The 20,205-nt window shown below is 62.3% G+C and carries 14 protein-coding genes; 8 read left to right on the top strand and 6 right to left on the bottom strand.

Translation table 11 applies throughout. The features are described from left to right. The first annotated feature begins 16 nt into the window (after positions 1-16). Both AC07UR_RS15385 and AC07UR_RS15380 read left to right on the top strand, forming a co-directional pair. On the top strand, positions 17-676 hold the full coding sequence (locus tag AC07UR_RS15385; RefSeq protein WP_209790346.1) for a YggS family pyridoxal phosphate-dependent enzyme: 660 nt from the start codon (positions 17-19) through the stop codon (positions 674-676). A gap of 112 nt (positions 677-788) precedes the next feature. Beyond that, positions 789-2,696, top strand: coding sequence for an AMP-binding protein (locus AC07UR_RS15380; protein WP_209790347.1), 1,908 nt, complete (start codon positions 789-791; stop codon positions 2,694-2,696). A gap of 15 nt (positions 2,697-2,711) precedes the next feature. Here the strand turns inward: AC07UR_RS15380 and AC07UR_RS15375 are convergent, their stop codons facing one another. Then, entirely contained in the window at positions 2,712-3,605 is an 894-nt protein-coding gene (locus AC07UR_RS15375) for a LysR substrate-binding domain-containing protein (protein ID WP_209790348.1), read from the bottom strand. Between the two features lie 137 nt (positions 3,606-3,742). Here AC07UR_RS15375 and AC07UR_RS15370 point away from each other — a divergent pair, with 137 nt between their 5' ends. Beyond that, the gene (locus AC07UR_RS15370; protein ID WP_209790349.1) at positions 3,743-4,129 is read left to right on the top strand and encodes an ectoine synthase; all 387 of its coding nucleotides are present in this window, start codon (positions 3,743-3,745) and stop codon (positions 4,127-4,129) included. 60 nt (positions 4,130-4,189) lie between these two features. Here AC07UR_RS15370 and AC07UR_RS15365 read toward each other — a convergent pair whose 3' ends face one another. Next, positions 4,190-4,891 (bottom strand): DUF1013 domain-containing protein, encoded by a 702-nt coding sequence (locus AC07UR_RS15365; RefSeq protein ID WP_112810452.1) that lies wholly within the window; start codon positions 4,889-4,891, stop codon positions 4,190-4,192. Positions 4,892-5,117: 226 nt separating this feature from the next. On the opposite strand from AC07UR_RS15365, the gene acs reads away from it, so the two are divergent. Then, a complete protein-coding gene (acs, locus tag AC07UR_RS15360) occupies positions 5,118-7,067 on the top strand; it encodes an acetate--CoA ligase (RefSeq protein WP_173418445.1) in 1,950 nt (649 codons plus the stop codon). A 224-nt stretch (positions 7,068-7,291) separates the two neighbouring features. Here acs and AC07UR_RS15355 read toward each other — a convergent pair whose 3' ends face one another. Then, positions 7,292-7,492: a DUF1674 domain-containing protein gene (locus AC07UR_RS15355; protein ID WP_209790350.1), complete on the bottom strand. Its 201-nt coding sequence runs from the start codon at positions 7,490-7,492 to the stop codon at positions 7,292-7,294. A gap of 124 nt (positions 7,493-7,616) precedes the next feature. Between AC07UR_RS15355 and htpX the strand changes: the two genes are divergently transcribed. After that, entirely contained in the window at positions 7,617-8,579 is a 963-nt protein-coding gene (gene htpX / locus AC07UR_RS15350; protein ID WP_209790351.1) for a zinc metalloprotease HtpX, read from the top strand. A 23-nt stretch (positions 8,580-8,602) separates the two neighbouring features. Here the strand turns inward: htpX and AC07UR_RS15345 are convergent, their stop codons facing one another. After that, entirely contained in the window at positions 8,603-8,776 is a 174-nt protein-coding gene (locus tag AC07UR_RS15345; RefSeq protein WP_234941855.1) for a hypothetical protein, read from the bottom strand. Here AC07UR_RS15345 and AC07UR_RS15340 point away from each other — a divergent pair. From AC07UR_RS15340 to purH, 3 genes are all read left to right on the top strand, one after another. Next, positions 8,690-9,991 (top strand): RsmB/NOP family class I SAM-dependent RNA methyltransferase, encoded by a 1,302-nt coding sequence (locus AC07UR_RS15340; protein ID WP_234941837.1) that lies wholly within the window; start codon positions 8,690-8,692, stop codon positions 9,989-9,991. The two genes, AC07UR_RS15345 and AC07UR_RS15340, sit on opposite strands and share 87 nt — an antisense overlap. A gap of 335 nt (positions 9,992-10,326) precedes the next feature. Continuing rightward, entirely contained in the window at positions 10,327-12,012 is a 1,686-nt protein-coding gene (locus AC07UR_RS15335) for a heparinase II/III family protein (protein WP_209790588.1), read from the top strand. Positions 12,013-12,133: 121 nt separating this feature from the next. Next, positions 12,134-13,744: a bifunctional phosphoribosylaminoimidazolecarboxamide formyltransferase/IMP cyclohydrolase gene (purH, locus tag AC07UR_RS15330; protein WP_209790353.1), complete on the top strand. Its 1,611-nt coding sequence runs from the start codon at positions 12,134-12,136 to the stop codon at positions 13,742-13,744. A 59-nt stretch (positions 13,745-13,803) separates the two neighbouring features. Here the strand turns inward: purH and AC07UR_RS15325 are convergent, their stop codons facing one another. Next, on the bottom strand, positions 13,804-15,231 hold the full coding sequence (locus tag AC07UR_RS15325; RefSeq protein WP_173418440.1) for an MFS transporter: 1,428 nt from the start codon (positions 15,229-15,231) through the stop codon (positions 13,804-13,806). 156 nt (positions 15,232-15,387) lie between these two features. Continuing rightward, complete coding sequence (locus AC07UR_RS15320; protein ID WP_209790354.1) at positions 15,388-20,181, bottom strand: NAD-glutamate dehydrogenase; 4,794 nt, start codon at positions 20,179-20,181, stop codon at positions 15,388-15,390. Positions 20,182-20,205: the final 24 nt, after the last annotated feature.

The following is a 20,205-nucleotide window of genomic DNA, read 5'->3' as shown; positions in this document are numbered from 1 at the left end:
GTCGGAGAACAGGTCCATGGAAGTTCAAGAGCGGTTGCAGGATGTCGTGAGCCGGATTCACGCGGCGGAGAAGGCGGCAAAGCGCCCGAAGCATGCCGTCAGCCTCGTTGCCGTCTCCAAGACATTCGACGCGGATGCGATCCGTCCGGTGATCGAGGCCGGCCAGCGCGTGTTCGGTGAGAACCGCGTGCAGGAAGCGCAGGGCAAGTGGCCGTTGCTGAAGGGCGAGACGCCGGATCTGGTGCTGCATCTGATCGGGCCGTTGCAGTCAAACAAGGCGGCCGAAGCCGTTGCCCTTTTTGACGTCATTGAGACTGTCGACCGCGAGAAGATCGCCCGGGCGATATCGGCGGAAATGAAGCGTCAGGAAAGGACACTTCGTCTCTACATCCAGGTCAACACCGGGCTGGAACCGCAGAAGGCGGGTATTGCGCCGAAGGACACCGTTGCGTTCGTGACCTTCTGCCGCGAGGAACTCGATATGGCGATCGAAGGGCTGATGTGCATTCCGCCGGTCGAGGAGAATCCCGGCCCGCATTTTGCGCTGCTGGCGAAGCTTGGCCGCGAGTGCAAACTCGACCGGCTTTCGATGGGCATGTCCGGCGATTTCGAGACGGCGGTGCAGTTCGGCGCCACCAGCGTGCGCGTCGGCTCGGCGATCTTCGGCTCGCGCTGATACCAAAACGCCGCATTACGCTTTCGTCGGGGTTCACCTTCGTTCTCATTAGCCTATCCTTGTGCATGAGGAGGCCGGGCATTGCCTGGCATGCATTGGGAGGAGAACGGATATGGCGAGCCGCTATTCCGAAGTGTACGGCGCGTGGAAGACGGATCCGGAGGGATTCTGGTCAGAGGCGGCTGAGGCGATCGACTGGTTCGAGAAGCCGGAGCGGGTCTTCGACACCGAACGGGGCATCTATGGCCACTGGTTTCCCGGTGGGTTGACCAACAGCTGCTACAACTGTCTCGACCGACATGTCGAATCGGGCCGTGGCGAGCAGATCGCCTTTATCTACGACAGCCCGGTTACGTCCAGCATCGAGCGCATCTCCTATGGAGCGCTGCTTGACGACGTCAAGGCGCTGGCCGCCGTCTACCGCAAGCTCGGCGTCGACAAGGGCGACCGCATCATCATCTACATGCCGATGATCCCGCAGGCAGCGGTGGCGATGCTTGCTGCCGCGCGCATCGGCGCCGTGCACTCGGTGGTGTTTGGCGGCTTTGCCGCCAATGAACTTACCGTGCGCATCGATGACTGCCGGGCCAAGCTCGTCGTTTCCGCGAGCTGCGGCATCGAGCCTGGCCGGACGGTTGCCTATAAACCGCTGCTGGATGCGGCGGTGACAATCGCTGAGCACAAGCCGGCGCATTGCCTGATCTACCAGCGTGACATGCTCAAGGCGGAGATGACGCCGGTGCGCGATGTCGACTATGCCGCGGCCCTGTCAGCGGCAAAGGACGCTGGCGATGAAGTTGGCTGCACGCCGGTTGCGTCCAACGACCCGCTTTATGTGCTCTATACGTCCGGCACCACCGGCCAGCCGAAGGGTGTGGTGCGCGACAATGGCGGCCACATGGTCGCACTCAAGTGGTCGATGCCGAATTTCTTCGGCGTTCAGCCCGGCGAGGTCTTCTGGGCCGCGTCCGACATCGGCTGGGTCGTCGGGCATTCGTTTATCGTCTACGGCCCTCTTCTCAACGGCAACACCTCGGTCCTGTTCGAGGGCAAACCCGTCGGCACGCCGGATCCGGGCACCTACTGGCGAATCATAGCGGAGCATGGCGTGGCCGTGATGTTCACGGCGCCGACGGCGTTGCGCGCCATTCGCAAGGAAGATCCCGACGCCGCGTTGGTGTCGAAATATGATATCTCGGGCTTTCGTGCGTTGTTCCTTGCTGGCGAGCGCGCCGATCCCGATACGATCCGCTGGGCCGAGAGGGCTCTGGGTGTTCCTGTCATCGACCATTGGTGGCAGACGGAAACGGGATGGCCGGTCGCGGGCAATCCGCTCGGGCTCGGGCTTCTACCGGTAAAGTATGGCTCTCCTGCCGTTCCATTACCCGGCTACGATGTCCAGATTCTCGACGATGCCGGTCACCCGGTCGAAGCGGGAACACTGGGCAATGTTGTGGTCAAGCTGCCCCTGCCCCCAGGGTGCCTGCCGACCCTGTGGAACGCCGACCATCGCTTTCGCGCCGCCTATCTCGACGAATTTCCCGGCTACTACAAGACGGCCGATGCCGGCTATCTCGACGATGACGGCTATGTGTTTATCATGGCGCGTACCGACGACATCATCAATGTCGCCGGCCACAGGCTGTCGACGGGCGCCATGGAGGAAGTGTGCGCCAGCCACCCGGATGTGGCGGAGTGCGCAGTCATCGGCATCGCCGACGAACTGAAGGGGCAGATCCCGGCCGGATTTCTCGTCATCAACTCGAATGTTTCACGGGAAACGTCCGAGATCGAGCGGGAGGTCATCAGCCTCGTGCGTGATCGCATCGGCCCGGTCGCTGCGTTCCGCACGGCGATGTGTGTCAAACGGCTACCGAAGACCCGATCCGGAAAGATCCTGCGGGCGACGATCCAGAAGATAGCCGATCGCCAGCCATGGAAGATGCCGGCGACGATCGACGACCCGGCGATTCTCGACGAGATCGCCGCCGTGCTCCATGCCAAGGGCATCGGTATCTGATTGCGTGTCGCAACATCAGCGCATGTCGCTGTCGGGTGCGGTCGATCGCGCAACGACGGAACTGAACCACGCGCTGAACGCGGCGACCGCTTTTCCGCGCGCGTTTCTGGTGATGAGAAAATAGCTTTCGTCTTCAAGCGTCGCGACCGTCGAGAGGACGATGAGATCACCCCCGTCGATCTCGCGGCGGAAGACCTCGACCGGGCAAAGCGCAACGCCGTGGCCGGCAATCACGGCTGTTGCCAGCAGGTTGAAGTCTTGAAAGACGGGGCCGCGGGGCGGGCCGGTCATGGGCTGGCCGGTCTTGGCAAACCAGTCACGCCAACGGGTCGCCGTTTCATCGTGGAGCAGGTCGGCAGCTGCAATCGCGTCTGCGGTGTCGAGCGCGCCCTTGCGCTCTATGTAGCGCGGACTGGCAACCGGACGGTTCGCCCGTGAAAACAGGCGGTCGTTCTGCACGCCGTCCGACCCGTCGGCGCCAAGGGTTATCAAGACATCGCAGCCCGTTTCCCGAAGTCGTTGCTCGGCCATCGCATAGATCACCTTCACGTCGATATCAGCGTGCTGTTCGAGAAATTCGTTGAGCGCCGGTATAAGCCACCGCGTGGCGATCGACGGGATGCAGGCGACGGTGATCGCCGACTTGGCGTTTGCCCGCAGCATGTCCGTTTCTGTTGCGATCCGGGCAAAGCACGACGTCAAGGCATCCGCCAGCCGCTCGGCGTCAGGAAGGAGACGGACGCCGCGTTTCTCCCGCCGAAACAGCGGCCTGCCGAACCATTCCTCAAGCAACCGGATCTGGTGGCTGACCGCGGCGTGCGTGACGTGAAGCTCGTCGGCGGCGCGCGAGAAGCTGGCGAGACGGGCGGCGGCTTCGAATGCGCGAAGCATGCCAAGCGGCGGGAGCATCTGTAATTTCTCCTCAACTATCGCCCGAGAAATCGTCGTTTGTCGACGAGGACACCAAGCGAGATAAGGGGTCAAGCATAGCGAATGCGCATTTCGACGCCCGCAATGCAAAAATTTCTCATAGGAGGGCATAGCATATGTTCGTACGCAGTCTGCAGGATATCGAGGCCACCGATCATTTCGTCGAATGGGGAAGCGGTACCAGCCATCGGTTGCTGACCGAAAGGGATGGAATGGGCTTTACGGTCTGCCATACCGTCGTTCGTGCCAACACCGTCTCGTTGCTGGAGTATCGCAACCATCTGGAAGCCTGTTATTGCATCGCCGGGAACGGCGAGGTGGAGGACATGCAGGGCAATGTCTTTCCGATCCGACAGGGCGACATCTACGTGCTCGACCAGCACGACAAGCATTTTCTGCGGGGCGGAAAGGACGAGGATCTGATCCTGATCAGCATCTTCAACCCGCCGCTACAGGGCACCGAGCGCCATAATCTCAGGGATCAGTCCGGTTCGGCCTACTGAAAACAAAAAAAGCCCGGATCGAGCGATCCGGGCTTTTCGTCAGGTCATGACAGGAGGCGATCAGTACTGATCGTCTTCGTCCTCGTCCTTGCGATCCGACTTCAGCGACTTGAGCTTGGCGAAGACGGCATCGGCATCGATTTCCTTCTCTTCTTCGCGCTCGTAGCTGAAGTTGAGCTTTTCGGTTTCCTGGGCGGCTTCCAGCGTCGCGCCGAGTTCGGCGGCTGTCGGCAGCGGGCGGCCCTTGGCGGCGCGTTCGACCTCGAGGTCGAGATCGATCTGCGAGCACAGGCCCAGCGTGACCGGATCCATCGGCGTCAGGTTCGTCGAGTTCCAGTGGGTGCGTTCGCGGATCTGCTCGATCGTCGACTTGGTGGTGCCGACGAGGCGGGAAATCTGCGCGTCCTTCAGCTCGGGATGGTTGCGAACCAGCCAGAGAATGGCGTTCGGGCGATCCTGGCGCTTGGAGACCGGCGTGTAGCGCGGGCCCTTGCGCTTGCTATCGGGAACGCGAACTTTCGGCTCGGACAGCTTCAGCTTGTGGTTCGGATTTCCCTCGGCGCGGGCGATCTCGTCGCGCGAAAGCTGGCCGGTTGCGATTGGATCTAGACCCTTGATGCCCTGCGCCGATTCACCGTCGGCAATCGCCTTCACTTCGAGCGGATGCAGCTTGCAAAACGTGGCAATCTGTTCGAACGACAGTGCGGTATTGTCAACGAGCCAGACGGCTGTTGCCTTGGGCATAAGCAGTTGCTGAGCCATGGATATAGTCCTTTTGTCCGCCGCGCCGGTGTCGCGGGCCGTGGAGTCTACCACTGATTTCCGGGAATTGAGCGCCTCTATAGCGTCGTTGTCTCAAAATTGCAATTCTCCAGTTCCAAATGTCCTTTTGTCTAATTGCGGCTTGGCTTTGACCTGCTATGTATCGTCGCCGAGGCGGGGTCTCCGGGAGTGAGAACCCCAGACAGGAATGCGCAGGGAGGAAAGAATGTCCGCCAAGATCTATCCGGTGTTGAAGTCTGCCAAGAGCCGGACGCTGCTCGACAACACGACCTATCTGAAGTGGTATGAGGAGAGCATCTCCGACCCGGCCAAGTTCTGGGGCAAACACGGCAAACGGATCGATTGGTTCAAGCCCTATACCAAGGTCAAGAACACCTCTTTCAAGGGCAAGGTCTCGATCAAGTGGTACGAGGACGGGCTGACCAACGTCTCCTACAACTGCATCGACCGCCACCTGAAGACACACGGTGAAAAGACGGCGATCATCTGGGAAGGCGACAACCCCTATATCGACAAGAAGATCACCTACAACCAGCTCTACGAGCAGGTTTGTCGTCTGGCCAACGTGCTGAAGAAGCATGGCGTCAAGAAGGGCGATCGCGTCACCATCTACATGCCGATGATCCCTGAAGCATCCTATGCGATGCTTGCCTGCGCCCGCATCGGCGCCATTCATTCGGTCGTCTTCGGCGGCTTCTCGCCTGACGCGCTCGCCGGTCGCATCGTCGATTGTGAATCCACGTTCGTCATCACCTGTGACGAGGGCGTGCGCGGCGGCAAACCGGTGCCGCTGAAGGAAAACACCGACACCGCCATCGATATCGCTGCCAAGCAGCACGTGATCGTCAACAAGGTGCTGGTCGTGCGCCGCACCGGCGGCAAGATCGGCTGGGCGCCGGGCCGCGACCTCTGGTACCACCAGGAAACGGCGACCGTGAAGCCGCATTGCGAGCCGGCGAAGATGAAGGCGGAAGACCCGCTGTTCATCCTCTACACCTCTGGTTCCACCGGCAAGCCGAAGGGCGTGCTGCACACCACCGGCGGTTACCTCGTCTATGCCTCGATGACCCACGAATATGTCTTCGACTATCGCGACGGCGATATCTACTGGTGCACGGCGGATGTGGGTTGGGTGACCGGCCATTCCTACATCGTCTACGGACCGCTCGCCAATGCCGCGACCACAGTGATGTTCGAGGGCGTTCCGAATTTCCCCGACGCTGGCCGCTTCTGGGAAGTGATCGACAAGCACAAGGTCAACGTCTTCTACACCGCGCCGACGGCGATCCGCTCGCTGATGGGCGCCGGCGACGATTTCGTCAAGCGCGCCTCGCGCTCGTCGCTTCGCCTGCTCGGCTCGGTTGGCGAGCCGATCAATCCCGAAGCCTGGGAATGGTACTACAACGTCGTCGGCGATCAGAAATCACCGATCGTCGACACCTGGTGGCAGACGGAGACTGGCGGCATCCTGATTACGCCGCTGCCAGGCGCGACCGATCTCAAGCCCGGCTCGGCAACGCGGCCCTTCTTCGGCGTCCAGCCGCAGCTGGTCGACAACGAAGGCAACGTGCTGGAAGGAGCCGCCGACGGCAATCTCTGCATCACCGACAGCTGGCCGGGTCAGATGCGCACGATCTATGGCGATCATGCGCGTTTCGGCCAGACCTACTTCGCTACCTACAAGGGCAAGTACTTTACCGGTGACGGCTGCCGCCGCGATGAGGATGGTTACTACTGGATCACCGGCCGCGTCGACGACGTGCTCAACGTCTCCGGCCATCGCCTCGGCACAGCCGAAGTCGAATCGGCGCTCGTATCGCACCATCTGGTGTCGGAAGCCGCCGTCGTCGGCTATCCGCATCCGATCAAGGGACAAGGCATCTATTGCTACGTCTCGCTGATGGCCGGCGAAATCGGCAATGACGAGCTGCGCCAGGCCTTGGTCAAGCACGTCCGCTCGGAAATCGGACCGATCGCCACACCGGACAAAATCCAGTTCGCCCCAGGCCTGCCGAAGACCCGCTCGGGCAAGATCATGCGCCGCATCCTGCGCAAGATCGCCGAGGACGATTTCGGCGCGCTCGGTGACACCTCGACACTCGCCGATCCGGCGGTTGTGGACGACCTGATCGCCAACCGGCAGAACAAAGCTTAATAAGCGACAGATAGTGAAAAGGGCGGCATCGGCCGCCCTTTTTGATTCATGCTCTATTCCGACCGCGGCCTTGAACGCGGACGGAGATCAAATCACCGTCTCGACTTTATGAGCCGGATTCCAATTAAAAGTGTCGAACGAAATCAGGCGTCGCTTGCGGCAGGCCTTGGCTGCTTGCAAGCGGAAGAAGGAAACTGTTCCACAAGCTCAAACGGTGAGATCTCTCAGAAATCGATCGCCCGGCCCTTGATTTCCCAGTCGCCGAAGCGTGCCGGGTCGGCGCCGCCGCGGCCGCCGATCTCCTTTGGCAGCACCTTCTCCGCTTCTGCCTGCCGCCGTTCCTCGGCTTCTTTCAGCGCGCGCAGGGCAGCGGCCGGTAGCGGTTTTTTCGGGTGGTCGGGGGCATTGTCGTTGTCGTTCTGCATCTCGCCAGTATCCGGATTCGTGCATCTGTATTGAAGAACGGGGCATTTGCACCCATCATATAAGGCGCCGTTGCCGCAACGGAAACCCTGATTCACGTGAAACGTAGACGACCCGGAGCCCATCATGAACCTCGTTCGCACCGCCATGCTGCTCGCAGTGATGACCGCCCTGTTCATGGCGGTCGGCTTTGCCATCGGTGGACGTGGCGGCATGATGATTGCCTTCGTCATGGCGGCGGGCATGAATTTTTTCTCCTACTGGAATTCCGACCGCATGGTTCTGCGCATGTATCGTGCGCAGGAAGTCGATGAACGCAGCGCGCCGGAATATTACGGCATCGTGCGCGATCTTGCCGCCAATGCCGGCCTGCCGATGCCGCGGGTCTATGTGATCGACAGCCCGCAGCCGAACGCCTTTGCGACCGGACGCAACCCCGAGAATGCCGCTGTCGCCGCCTCCACCGGCCTGCTTCAGGGCCTTAACTATGACGAGGTTGCAGGTGTCATGGCGCATGAACTGGCGCACGTCCAGAACCGCGACACCCTGACGATGACGTTGACGGCGACACTTGCCGGCGCGATCTCGATGCTCGGCAATTTCGCCTTCCTGTTCAGCGGCAATCGCGAAAACAACAACAATCCGCTGGGCTTTGTCGGTGTCCTGATCGCGATGATCGTCGCGCCGATTGCGGCGATGCTGGTGCAGATGGCGATCAGCCGCACGCGCGAATATTCCGCCGATCGCCGTGGTGCCGAAATCTGCGGCAAGCCATTGGCTCTGGCTTCGGCTTTGCAGAAAATCGCCGGTGCTGCACACCGGATTCACAATGACGATGCCGAACGCAATCCGGCGACCGCGCATATGTTCATCATCAATCCGCTCTCCGGCGAGCGCATGGACAACCTGTTTTCCACCCATCCGAACACTGAAAACCGGATCGCCGCCCTGCAACAGATGGCGCAGGAGATGTCGATGGGGTCGACGCCGACGGTTCGGGCTGATAATCCGGTGCGCAAATCGCGCTCTGTTCCCTCTACCGGTTGGGGTCGCGGTGGTTCCGAACCGCCGAAAGGTCCCTGGTCCTGATGTCTGCCGAAAACAACAACGATTCACGTCCGAAACAAAACCGCTCGCACAAGCAGCCGGTCAGGTCGAAAAGGCCTGCACAACAGGAACGCGGCCCAGAAAAGCCCGGTCTGCGCACGCGTCAGGCGGCGGCCAAGATTCTCGGCGCGGTTGTTGATCGCAAGACGTCGCTCGATGGCATGCTCGATCATGAACATGGCAATCCCGCCTATCGCGAGTTGAACGAAGCCGATCGGGCGCTGGTGCGCGCCATTCTCAATTCGGCCCTGCGCCACCTGCCGCGCATCCAGGCGGCGATCGGTTCGATGCTGCAGACCCCACTTCCCGAGGGCGCGCGCGCCCTCGACCATGTTCTGGCCGTGGCCGCCGCGCAGATCCTCTACCTCGACGTTCCCGACCATTCCGCCGTCGACCTTGCCGTCGAGCAGGCACAGGCCGATCCGCGTAACCGCCGGTTTGCCAATCTGGTGAATGCCGTCCTTCGCCGCTTGTCGCGCGAAAAAGACGCGATCCTCGAAAGCCTGCGCACCCTTCCGGCAATGCCGGATTGGTTCTTCGACAGGCTAGTCCAGCGTTATGGGCGCGAGCAGGCCGACCTCATCGCCGAAGCGCAGCTGACGCCGGCGGCGATCGACCTGACGGTCAAGTCGGACGCCAATGGTTGGGCTGAACGGCTCGGCGGCACGGTCTTGCCGACAGGGTCTGTCCGCCTTGCCGAATTCTCCGGCTCCATCCCTTCCTTAGCCGGATTCTCTGATGGCGAATGGTGGGTTCAGGATGCGGCCGCATCGATCCCGGCCCGTCTGTTCGGACCGCTTGCCGGAAAGACCGTTGTCGATCTCTGCGCTGCCCCCGGTGGCAAGACGGCGCAGCTCATCCTCGCCGGCGCAGACGTCACGGCGCTTGATCAGTCCGCAAGCCGCTTGCGCCGTTTGAAGGGTAATCTTGAGCGTCTGGGCCTTCAGGCAGAGATGAAGGAAACCAACATGGCCGATTTTCGGCCTGAGGACCTCTTCGATGCCGCCTTGCTCGATGCGCCCTGTTCTTCGACCGGGACGACCCGCCGCCACCCGGACGTGCTTTGGACCAAGGGGCCGGAGGACATCGAGAAGCTCGCGCTACTGCAGGAGCGTTTGCTGCGCCACGCGCTGACGGTGGTCAAACCTGGTGGTATCGTCGTCTTCTCCAATTGTTCGCTTGACCCGCGTGAAGGCGAGGAAGTGGTTGCCCGGGTGGTAGAGGCCGGCGCTGACTATGAACGCGTTCCGGTTCTGGCCAAGGATTGGCCGGGGCTGGAAGATGCGATCACCCCGCTGGGTGAAGTGCGCACGACCCCGTCGATGTTCCCGCTCGATCCGCCTTTCGCCGGTGGACTCGACGGGTTCTACGCCGCAGTGATTCGCCGCAAATAAGTCTAGAAAAGTCGAATTGCCGTCCGGACAGCCTCGGATGCGGGCTGTTTTGTTGTGTCAATTGACGCTTTAAGGCTGCGAGCCTATCAAAGACGAAATAATTATTAAAAGTTTAATGATCTTTCCGGCACCATACGGAGTTGACGTTGAGCGCCGCCTGACCGTTCGGACAGACAAGGACGCTCTGACATTTTGAAACGGCGCATGGTGCGTCTCGAAGATTGAATACGGATCTTCGGGGGGCGCATGCGTTATCGATACTGGCGCGAAGCCGACGCATCCGTTCGACGAACTCGCGCGGCTTGCTTCAGGAATGAGGAAACCGGCGGGCGTTGATGGTGTTTTCCGGCAGGCGAAGGCTTTCCTATCTGTATGCGCGTGAAGGTTGGCGCCGCGTGTCGCGCCGGCTTTCGGTCGGCCGCGTCTCGTCGCTGCGCTTTACCGGTTCGACGCCCAGCCGCCTGATTGTCGCGCCAACGGACCTCAGGGCTGTCGATCCCTTCGTGGCCGAGGAAATTCTTGAAGGTCGCTACCCGTTGGCCGGTCGCGTGCTCGACACCGAAGGCGAATCGCCGTTTGAAATCGACCTGCCATCGCTTGAATTCGCCGTCCGGCTGCATTCGTTCGGCTGGCTCAGGCATTTGCGGGCCATCCGCGAGGATGCCGGCTTCGTGCGCCTGCGGCAGATCGTCGACGACTGGATCGCCACTCACGGCCGTAATTTGGGTGGCATTGCCTGGGATGCCGACGTCATTGCCCAACGCATCATCGCGTGGCTCTCGCACTCGCCGGTGGTGCTGCGCAATGCGGAGCATGGCTTTTATCGCCGTTTCCTGAAAAGCCTGGCCTTCCAGGTCCGTTATCTCCGACACATCGCCGAAACGGTCAGAGATGGCGAAGCGCGCCTGCGTGTCCGGATGGCGCTTGCCATGGCATCGGTCTCGATGCCGTCGACGCCCTCGGCCATTCGCAAGGCGTCGCGTCACCTCGATTTTGAACTCGACCGGCAGATCCTTGCCGATGGCAGTCATTTTTCGCGCAGTCCGCGCGCCGGGCTGGAGCTGCTGCTCGACCTGCTGCCGCTGCGCCAGACCTATGTCAATCTCGGGCATGACGTGCCGTCACGCCTCATTCCCTGCATCGACCGGATGTATCCGGCCTTGCGCTTCTTCCGCCACCAGGGCGGCGAATTGGCGCTCTTCAACGGTGCCACCTCGGTGCTGGCGCATGAACTGGCCTCGGTGCTGCGCTACGACGAAACAGCCGGTGAGCCGTTCCGCTCGCTGCCGCTTGCCCATTACGAGCGCCTGTCGATCGAAAACACCGTCGTCATCGTCGATACCGGTCGGCCGCTTTCGGTCGATCTGTCGCGCAGCGCCCATGCGGGCTGCCTGTCGTTCGAAATGTCCTCCGGCAAGACGCGGTTCGTGATCAATTCGGGCGCGCCGAAGTTTGCCGGCGAACGGTTCCGCCAGATGGCGCGGATGACCGCGGCGCACTCCACCGTCACCGTCAACGACACGTCGTCCTCTCGCTTTTCGCAGTCACGGTTTCTGGGACCGATCATGACCAGCGGCGTCTCGCGGGTCGTCGTGGAGCGCAAGGACGAACCGGGCCGACTCGAATCCGTCGCGGCCAATCATGACGGCTATCTCTCATCGTTCGGGCTGTTACACGAGCGCGACATCGGCGTGCTCAACGGTGGCCGGATAATCCGCGGGCGCGACCGGCTTTCGCGTGCCGACCGCAGCGATCCCGAGGAAACCAACACCGCCGTGGCGGTCGCCCGCTTCCACATTCACCCGGCCGTCACCATTCGCCAGAACAACGGCCGCGAGATCTACCTCACCGCACCCGACGGCGAAGTCTGGCTGTTTGCCTGCCAAGACGGCGAACTGGCGGTCGAGGAAGACATTTTCTTTGCCGATCCCTCGGGCATCCGCGCCTCGTCACAGCTGACGGTCACCTTTGCGGTTGCCAGGCAGCCGGAGATCCAGTGGACCTTCTCGCGCACAAACTGAGCTTATTTTAGGATGTGGGCTTGCCGAGGTTCCTTCGGCCGGAAAGCTATGCTAACGGGCAGCCATCCCAATGCCGGAGCATCCTCCCCGCGCGTCCGGCGCCGCCAAAGGAGCATGGTTGATGGCTGTCGCCTCCAAGAAAATTCCCGCCCCGAACGAGGTTCCTGTCCGGACCGCTCTCCTCTCCGTGTCCGACAAGACCGGCGTCGTCGAGCTTGCCCGGGCGTTGCACGAAAAAGGCGTGCGCCTGGTTTCGACCGGCGGCACGCACAAGGCGCTGGCACAGGCAGGTCTTCCGGTCAGCGACGTTTCGGACCTCACGGGCTTCCCTGAGGTCATGGACGGCCGGGTCAAGACCCTTCACCCCGGTGTCCACGGCGGCCTGCTGGCGATCCGCGACGATGCCGAGCACCAGGCGGCGATGTCGGCCCACGGCATTACCGCGATCGATCTGGCGGTGATCAACCTCTATCCCTTCGAGGAAGTCCGTGCGCAGGGCGGCGACTATCCGACGACGGTCGAAAACATCGATATCGGCGGCCCGGCCATGATCCGCGCATCGGCCAAGAACCACGCCTACGTCACCATCGTCACCGATCCGGCTGATTATCCGGTCCTCATCGAAGAGTTGGCGTCGGGTGCAACGACCTATGCCTTCCGCCAGAAGATGGCTGCCAAGGCCTATGCCCGCACGGCCGCCTATGACGCGGCCATCTCCAACTGGTTTGCCGAGGCGCTCGACACGCCGATGCCCCGTCACCGCGTTCTCGGCGGCGTCTTGAAGGAAGAGATGCGCTACGGCGAAAATCCGCACCAGAAGGCGGGCTTCTACGTCACCGGCGAGAACCGTCCGGGCGTGGCGACCGCCACGCTGCTGCAGGGCAAGCAACTCTCCTATAACAACATCAACGACACCGATGCCGCCTTCGAACTGGTGGCCGAGTTCCTGCCGGAGAAGGCGCCGGCCGTTGCGATCATCAAGCATGCCAACCCTTGCGGCGTGGCCACGGCCCCGACGCTGGTCGAAGCCTATCGGCGGGCGCTCGCCTGCGATTCCACCTCGGCTTTCGGCGGCATCATCGCGCTCAACCAGCTGCTTGATGCGGAAACGGCCGAAGAGATCGTCAAGCTCTTCACCGAGGTCATCATCGCGCCTGAGGTCAGCGATGAGGCCAAGACGATCATCGCCCGCAAGCCGAACCTGCGGCTGCTGACCACCGGCGCCCTGCCCGATCCGCGCATTCCGGGCCTTTCGGCCAAGACGGTCTCCGGTGGTCTTTTGGTCCAGACGCGCGACAACGGCATGGTCGAGGACCTGGAGCTGAAGGTGGTGACCAAGCGCGCACCGACGGCGCAGGAACTGGAAGACATGAAGTTTGCCTTCAAGGTGGCAAAACACGTCAAGTCCAACGCTGTCGTCTATGCCAAGGATGGCCAGACGGCCGGCATCGGCGCCGGGCAGATGAGCCGCGTCGATTCTGCCCGTATCGCTGCGATCAAGGCGGAAGAGGCGGCCAAGGCGCTCGATCTGGCAACGCCATTGACGCGCGGCTCGGCCGTCGCCTCCGAAGCCTTCCTGCCGTTCGCCGATGGATTGCTCTCGGCGATCGCGGCCGGCGCTACCGCCGTCATCCAGCCGGGTGGCTCGATGCGCGACGAGGAAGTCATTGCCGCGGCCGATGAACATGGCGTCGCCATGGTCTTCACCGGCATGCGCCACTTCCGCCACTGACAGGGCCCGGGGACGACGCTTCACGCCGGCCCCGGATTTTCGCACCTAGCTTGAGACCATCAGAAGCCGTCGCGCCCAAAGGACGCGGCGGCTTTTTTGCGCCCGTCATCCGCCGGATAGGGCGTGCGCAGCAGGATCATGAGGCCGGCGACCAGGAAGGCGATGAGGGCCATCATGCCGATGCGGGCCGAGTCGGTGGCAAGCGTGATCGTGGCGACCGATGCCGGGGCCAGGAACGATGTCGCCCGACCGGAGAGGGCGTAGAGGCCGAAATAACGGCCGGCTTCGTCGATGCTGACACTGCGGGCGAGATAGGAACGCGACGAGGCCTGCACCGGGCCGAAGGCGATGCCGACCAGCAGGCCGTAGAGGATGTAAGCCTTCTCGGCCGCTGTGCCGAACAGGCCGCCGGAATCGTCAGTCGACAGCGGCATGAGGCCGAACAGAGTGAATCCCGGACCGGTCGAGACAATGCCAAGCGTCGCGATGATGAGACATACGAGGCTCGCGGTAACGATGACCTTGGAGCCGAGCCTTGCATCGAGCCTGCTCGCATAAAGACACCCGCCGATCGCGACGATGTTCAAGATGATGCCGTAGATTCCGAGTTCGAGGGTCTGCCAGCCGAACATGGCGGCGGCGAAGGTACCGCCGAGCGCCAGCAGCCCGTTGACACCATCCTGGAAGATCATGCGCGCGATCAGGAAACGCATGATGCCCGATCGTTGCCGGAGTTCGCCGAGCGTACCCTTCAGTTCCCGCAGGCCCGTGGCGGTCGCCTTGCGCAGCGACATCGTCGCCTTTGTGGCGTCGGGGGTGAAGAGGAACATTGGAATGATGAAGACGAGGTACCAGAGCGCCGATATTGGACCGGTGATGCGCGCGTCCTCGCCCTTGGCCGGATCGAGGCCGAACAGCGGGTCTATACCAGCAGCAGTCTTGCCGGTTTCCGGATTTGCCGCAAGAAGCGCCACAACGGCGATCAGGACGATCATGCCGCCGAGATAACCGAGCCCCCAGGCGATGTTGGAAATGCGGCCGACATCCTTCTCGTCCACCAGCCGCGTCATCATCGAATCGTTGAAGACGATTGAAAATTCGGCGGCGACGGTCGCCAGCACGATGAAGAACGCGGCGTAAATGATCGGCGAACCGGGGGCAGCAAACCAGAGCATCGCCAGGGATGCGATCTTGATGACGGCGAAAAAGCCGATCCAGGGCTTGCGCGGTCCCGTCGCGTCGGCGATCGAGCCGAGCACGGGGGAAAGAATGGCGATGATGATGCCGGAAACGGTGAGCGTATAGCCCCACATCGCCTGACCGACAGCGTGATCCTCTGTCAGCCGCGAGACGAAGTAGGGGCCGAAGATGAAGGTGGTGATGACCGTGAAGAAGGGTTGCGCTGCCCAGTCGAAGAGCATCCAGCCGGCTATGCCCGCGCGTGACGCGCGCGGTCGTTCGTCTGTCCTGTCGGCCGAAATCTGCAAGTGCCCCTCCCGAAAAAGACTGCGCCGCGCATCCCCTCGAACGCGCGGCGCAGACTATCTTCAATCTGATCGTTTCCAAATGGTCCAGAGCGTAATGCAGGCGAAAAAACTGCCCACATTTCTGCTCCCCGGATGATCAGTCCCTAAGAGGCAGGATTACCTCGCCCTTCCGCGTGCCAGGTCATTCAGAAGGCCCGCAGCGACGGTGATCTTGGCAAGCGTGGTTTCACCCTTCTCGGTCAACAGACGCAGCTGGCCCGTTGCTTGGGCGACGCGCTCGCGCTCGTTCTCCTCCCAGGCGGCGACCGGGCTGCGTTCCTTTTTCTGCTCGCGCAGTGCCGCTGCAGTGATATCGCGCCGCGCGGCGGCGATATCGGATACCGCCCGTGAAAGCGCCATCGCCTCGAACTGCTCGGTTGCCGGCACACGATCGGAGGCGGCCAGCAGCCGGTTGATCCGAAGCGTGTCGGTGACGGCGAAGTATCCTTGCGCGGTACGGCTCAGCGTCTCGCCGGTTTCGGCAGAAATCTGCATGATTTCCGGCACCAGCGTCATCAGGGCCAGTTCCGAGATCTCCTCGGCAAGCTTGGCGGGTACGCCACCCTCGACGAAGGCCGCTGTCTTCACTTGTGCTTCTTCGGCGCTCTCGCCGGAGACCGCGGTCCGCATCGTGCCGCGCAGCTTCTGAAGGCCGTCTCGCAGACGCGACACCGCTTCGGAAACCGAGCCGGTTGCCGCATGGGTGCGCAGCGCCCGCTCGGTCACGAGCGTGAAGATGCGGCCGACTTCCTGGTAGAGGACGTTCTGCAGCCCGCCGCCGATCTTGGTGTCGAGGGCGTCGATCTCGTCATAGATCCGCGGCAGGTCGAAGCCATCGAGCGCCAGAACGGCCGCCTTGACGACATCCGCCGAGAGGAAACCCGTCGCATCCGTCAAGGTCGATACGAAGGCAGGGCCGCCACGGTTGATGACCTCGTTGGCGAGCACGGTCGCGATGATCTCGCGGCGCAGGCGGTGGCCATGGATGTCGCCGGCATAGGTCTTGCGCATCTTGCCGGGGAAGTAGCGTTCCAGTGTCGCCGTGAAATACGGGTCGTCCGGAAGGTCGCTGGCGATCAGCTCGTCGAACAGAACCAGCTTGGAGTAGGAGAGCAGCACGCCGATTTCCGCACGGGTCAAGGGCTTGCCCGCCTGGTAGCGCTCAGTCATCGCCTGGTCGGTCGGCAGCGTCTCGACCTTGCGGTTGAGATGACCGTCGGCCTCCAGCCGCGTCATCAGTCGGCCGAGCGTCGTGCGGTTGCCGGCACCCTGCATGGCGGTCAAAGAGATCGCCAGCGACTGCTCGTAGTTGTTGCGCAGCACCAGATGGCCGACTTCCTCGGTCATCGACGCCAGCAGCGTGTTGCGCTTCGGCCGGGTCAGGCGACCGTCTCGCATGGCGGATGCCAGCGCGATCTTGATGTTGACCTCGACGTCGGACGAGTTGACGCCCGCCGAGTTGTCGATGGCGTCGGAGTTGCAGCGACCGCCATTGAGGCCGAAGCCGATGCGCCCCTTCTGGGTGACGCCGAGGTTGGCGCCCTCGCCGATCACGCGGGCACGGACCTCTTCGGCTGCCACGCGGATCGCGTCATTGGCGCGGTCGCCGACTTCGGCATCCGTCTCGTTGCTGCCACGCACATAGGTGCCGATGCCGCCGAACCAGAGGAGATCCACCTGGCTCTTCAGGATCGCGTTCATGATCTCGAACGGCGTCGCCTTCTGCTTGTCGATGCCGATCGCCGCCATCGCTTCCGGTGTCAGCGTCACCGATTTTTCGGCACGCGAAATGATCATGCCGCCTTCCGACAGCGTCTTGCGGTCATAATCCTGCCAGCTCGAACGCGGCAGGGCGAACATGCGCTTGCGCTCGGAGAAGGACACGTCCGTATCCGGGTTGGGATCAATGAAGATGTCGCGGTGGTCGAAGGCTGCAAGCAGTCGGATCTTTTCCGACAGCAGCATGCCGTTGCCGAAGACGTCGCCCGACATGTCGCCGACGCCGGCAACCGTGAAGGGGGTCGTCTGGATGTCGATGTCCATCTCGCGGAAGTGGCGCTTGACGGTTTCCCAGGCGCCGCGGGCGGTGATGCCCATCTTCTTGTGGTCGTAACCGGCCGATCCGCCCGAAGCAAACGCGTCGTCCAGCCAGAAGCCGGCTTCCTGCGCCAGACCGTTGGCCGTGTCGGAGAAGGTCGCCGTGCCTTTGTCGGCGGCGACGACGAAATAGGGATCGTCACCGTCGCGGCGCAGCGTGTCCACTGGCGGCACGACATCCTGGCCGACGATGTTGTCGGTGACCGACAGCATGGTCCGGATAAAGGTCTTGTAGGCTTCGGTACCGGCCTTGAACACTTCGTCGCGGTTGCCGCCGACCGGCAGCTGCTTCGGATAGAAGCCACCCTTGGCGCCGACGGGCACAATGACGGCGTTCTTGACCTGCTGTGCCTTCACCAGGCCCAGCACTTCGGTGCGGTAGTCCTGTGCCCGGTCGGACCAGCGAAGACCGCCGCGGGCGACCTTGCCGAAGCGCAGGTGCACGCCTTCGACCTCGGTGCCGTAGACGAAGATTTCGCGGAATGGCCGCGGCTCGGGCAGGCCCTCGAGCTGCTTGGGGTCGAGCTTGAGGGCAAGCACCGCACGCGGCTTCCCATCGGCGTTCTTCTGGAAGTAGTTGGTCCTGAGCGTCGCCTCGATGGCGTTGACATAACGGCGCAGGATCCGGTCCTCGTCGAGGCTCGGGACCGACGACAGTGCGGTTTCGATCGAGGCGATCAGCGTGTTGCACTTCTTGGCCCGTGGCTTTTCCTCGAGCGCCGGGTCCATGCGGGTGACGAACAGCTTGAAGATATCGGCGGCAATACCGGGATACTTGTTCAGCGTGTCGGCGATATACCCTTGAGAATAGGTGATACCGGCCTGGCGAAGGTAGCGGGCATAGGCGCGCAGTACCGTCACTTCACGGGCGTTGAGACCCGAAAGCAGGATCAGCCGGTTGAAGTTGTCGTCCTCGATCGTGCCGTTCCAGGCGGCGAGGAAGGCTTCCTCGAGTGCTGCACCCGACTTGTCGAGATTGAGCGCAAGCCCGTCGCGATGGACGAGTTCCATGTCGTGCAGCACGACGCGGTGCTTGTCCTCGCCATGCTTGCCGACGTTGAGGTCGTAGGTCTGTTCGCTGATGACACGGAAGCCGAGGTTTTCCAGCAGTGGCACGCGGCGCGACAGCGATACGGGCTCGCCGGCATGGAAGATCTTCAGCTCAGCCGTATCCGGTCGGTTGACCGGGCGGTTGTAGTTGTAAAACGAGATCCGGATCGGATCCTCTGCCTTGCAGGCAGCGATGTCAGCGAGGTCCGCATAGGCTTCGGCCGGCGTGAAGAACGACTGGTAGGCGCCGTCGACATCGAGTTCGATGCCGTCCTTGCGGGCAAGCAGGTCGAATCGATCGATCCAGCGCGTGACGATGCCGCGCACGGCCTCTTCGAGCTTGGCCTGCGGGATGCGCGGGGTCTTGCCGCTGGTGCGGCCGATGATGAAATGGACGCGCGCCAGGCCACCTTCCGGGAAGGCCGGATAGTAGGCCGAAACGCGACCGTCATAGGCTGTCTTCAGATAGTCGCCGATCTTCTCGCGCACGTCGGAATCATATTGTTCGCGCGGCACGAAGACGATGACCGAAACGAAACGGTCGAAATGGTCGATGCGTGGCAGAACGCGGATGCGCGGACGGTCGCCGAGCTCGTTGATCTGTTCGCAGAAGGCGGCGAGCAGCCCGACGTCGATCTGGAAGAGATCGTCACGCGGGTAGGATTCGAGCGTGTTGTCCAGCATCTTGCCGGAGTGGCTCTGCGGATCGTAGCCGAAATGGTCGACGATCTTCTCGATCTTGTGGCGCAGCAGCGGAATTTCGGCCGCCTGGCGGGTATAGGCCGATGAGGTGAACAGGCCGACGATGCGCAGTTCGCCGGCGACATTGCCGTCGGCATCGAAACGCTTGACGCCAATGTAGTCCATATAGGCGCGGCGGTGCACCACCGATTTCACGTTGGCTTTGGTGACGATCAGGAAATCCGGGCTTTCGAGGAAGGCCAGAATTTCCGGCGTCGTCAGAACCGCGTCCTTGCCCTGGCGCAGCACGCGCACATCGGGGTTGGAAAGGATGCCGAGACCCCTGCCCGTGCCACGCTCGACCGAGGCCTTCCCGCCCTTGCCCGAATAGGTGTACTCGCGCATGCCGAGGAAGGTGAAGTTATTGTCCCGGAGCCAGCGGAGGAAGGCGAGCGCTTCGTCGCGGTCGCTCTTCTTGCGCGAGGCATTGTAGTCCTCAAGTTCCTGCATCGCCTGATCGAGCAGCGTCGTCATCGCCGGCCAGTCGTGCACGGCCTGATGAACCTGTTCGAGCACGTCGCGGATACGGTTGCTCAGCGACTGCGCCTCGACCGGCGTCAACTTGTCCAGATGGATCTGGATATGGCTGACGCGGTGCGCCGGGTCGCTCGGTTCGTCCGGATCGAACAACTTGACGGGCTTGCCCGGCTCCTGGACCAGAATGGGATGGATCGCGAGATGGATGTCGCGGTGCGTGCTCGTCACCTCGCCCATGACCGAATCGTAGAGGAACGGCATGTTGTGTTCGGTGACGGCAATGATCGAAACCTCGGTGCCGCCAGGCGCGACGCCGGGCACCGTTTCAACAGAAACCTGAGGTTTTCCGCCGTCCCAGCGTGCGAGTTCACTTCTCGCATGGGCCGCCGTCAGTGCCAGCATGTCCGCCGAATAGAGATCGAGGTCGTCGTTGCTGGCCCCGCCGAAGAGGATCTCCGGCGCCAGCGCGTCGGTGCCCAGTTTGATGGCGGCCGCCTTCGCTGCGTCGATGTGTCTGTCCCGCTTCGGATTGTATTTCACGCCCATGAAGTTTCTCCCATTCATGATAGG

This window comes from Ensifer sp. GW821-FHT05G01, assembly GCF_059419585.1.
This window is presented reverse-complemented; position numbering and strand designations above follow the sequence as displayed.

Coding starts and splice junctions, on each gene's coding strand:
- AC07UR_RS15385 (WP_209790346.1), top strand. CDS start 17: ATGGAAGTTCAAGAGCGGTTGCAGGATGTCGTGAGCCGGATTCACGCG.
- AC07UR_RS15380 (WP_209790347.1), top strand. CDS start 789: ATGGCGAGCCGCTATTCCGAAGTGTACGGCGCGTGGAAGACGGATCCG.
- AC07UR_RS15375 (WP_209790348.1), bottom strand. CDS start 3,605: ATGCTCCCGCCGCTTGGCATGCTTCGCGCATTCGAAGCCGCCGCCCGT.
- AC07UR_RS15370 (WP_209790349.1), top strand. CDS start 3,743: ATGTTCGTACGCAGTCTGCAGGATATCGAGGCCACCGATCATTTCGTC.
- AC07UR_RS15365 (WP_112810452.1), bottom strand. CDS start 4,891: ATGGCTCAGCAACTGCTTATGCCCAAGGCAACAGCCGTCTGGCTCGTT.
- acs (WP_173418445.1), top strand. CDS start 5,118: ATGTCCGCCAAGATCTATCCGGTGTTGAAGTCTGCCAAGAGCCGGACG.
- AC07UR_RS15355 (WP_209790350.1), bottom strand. CDS start 7,492: ATGCAGAACGACAACGACAATGCCCCCGACCACCCGAAAAAACCGCTA.
- htpX (WP_209790351.1), top strand. CDS start 7,617: ATGAACCTCGTTCGCACCGCCATGCTGCTCGCAGTGATGACCGCCCTG.
- AC07UR_RS15345 (WP_234941855.1), bottom strand. CDS start 8,776: ATGTTCATGATCGAGCATGCCATCGAGCGACGTCTTGCGATCAACAAC.
- AC07UR_RS15335 (WP_209790588.1), top strand. CDS start 10,327: ATGGTGTTTTCCGGCAGGCGAAGGCTTTCCTATCTGTATGCGCGTGAA.
- purH (WP_209790353.1), top strand. CDS start 12,134: ATGGCTGTCGCCTCCAAGAAAATTCCCGCCCCGAACGAGGTTCCTGTC.
- AC07UR_RS15320 (WP_209790354.1), bottom strand. CDS start 20,181: ATGGGCGTGAAATACAATCCGAAGCGGGACAGACACATCGACGCAGCG.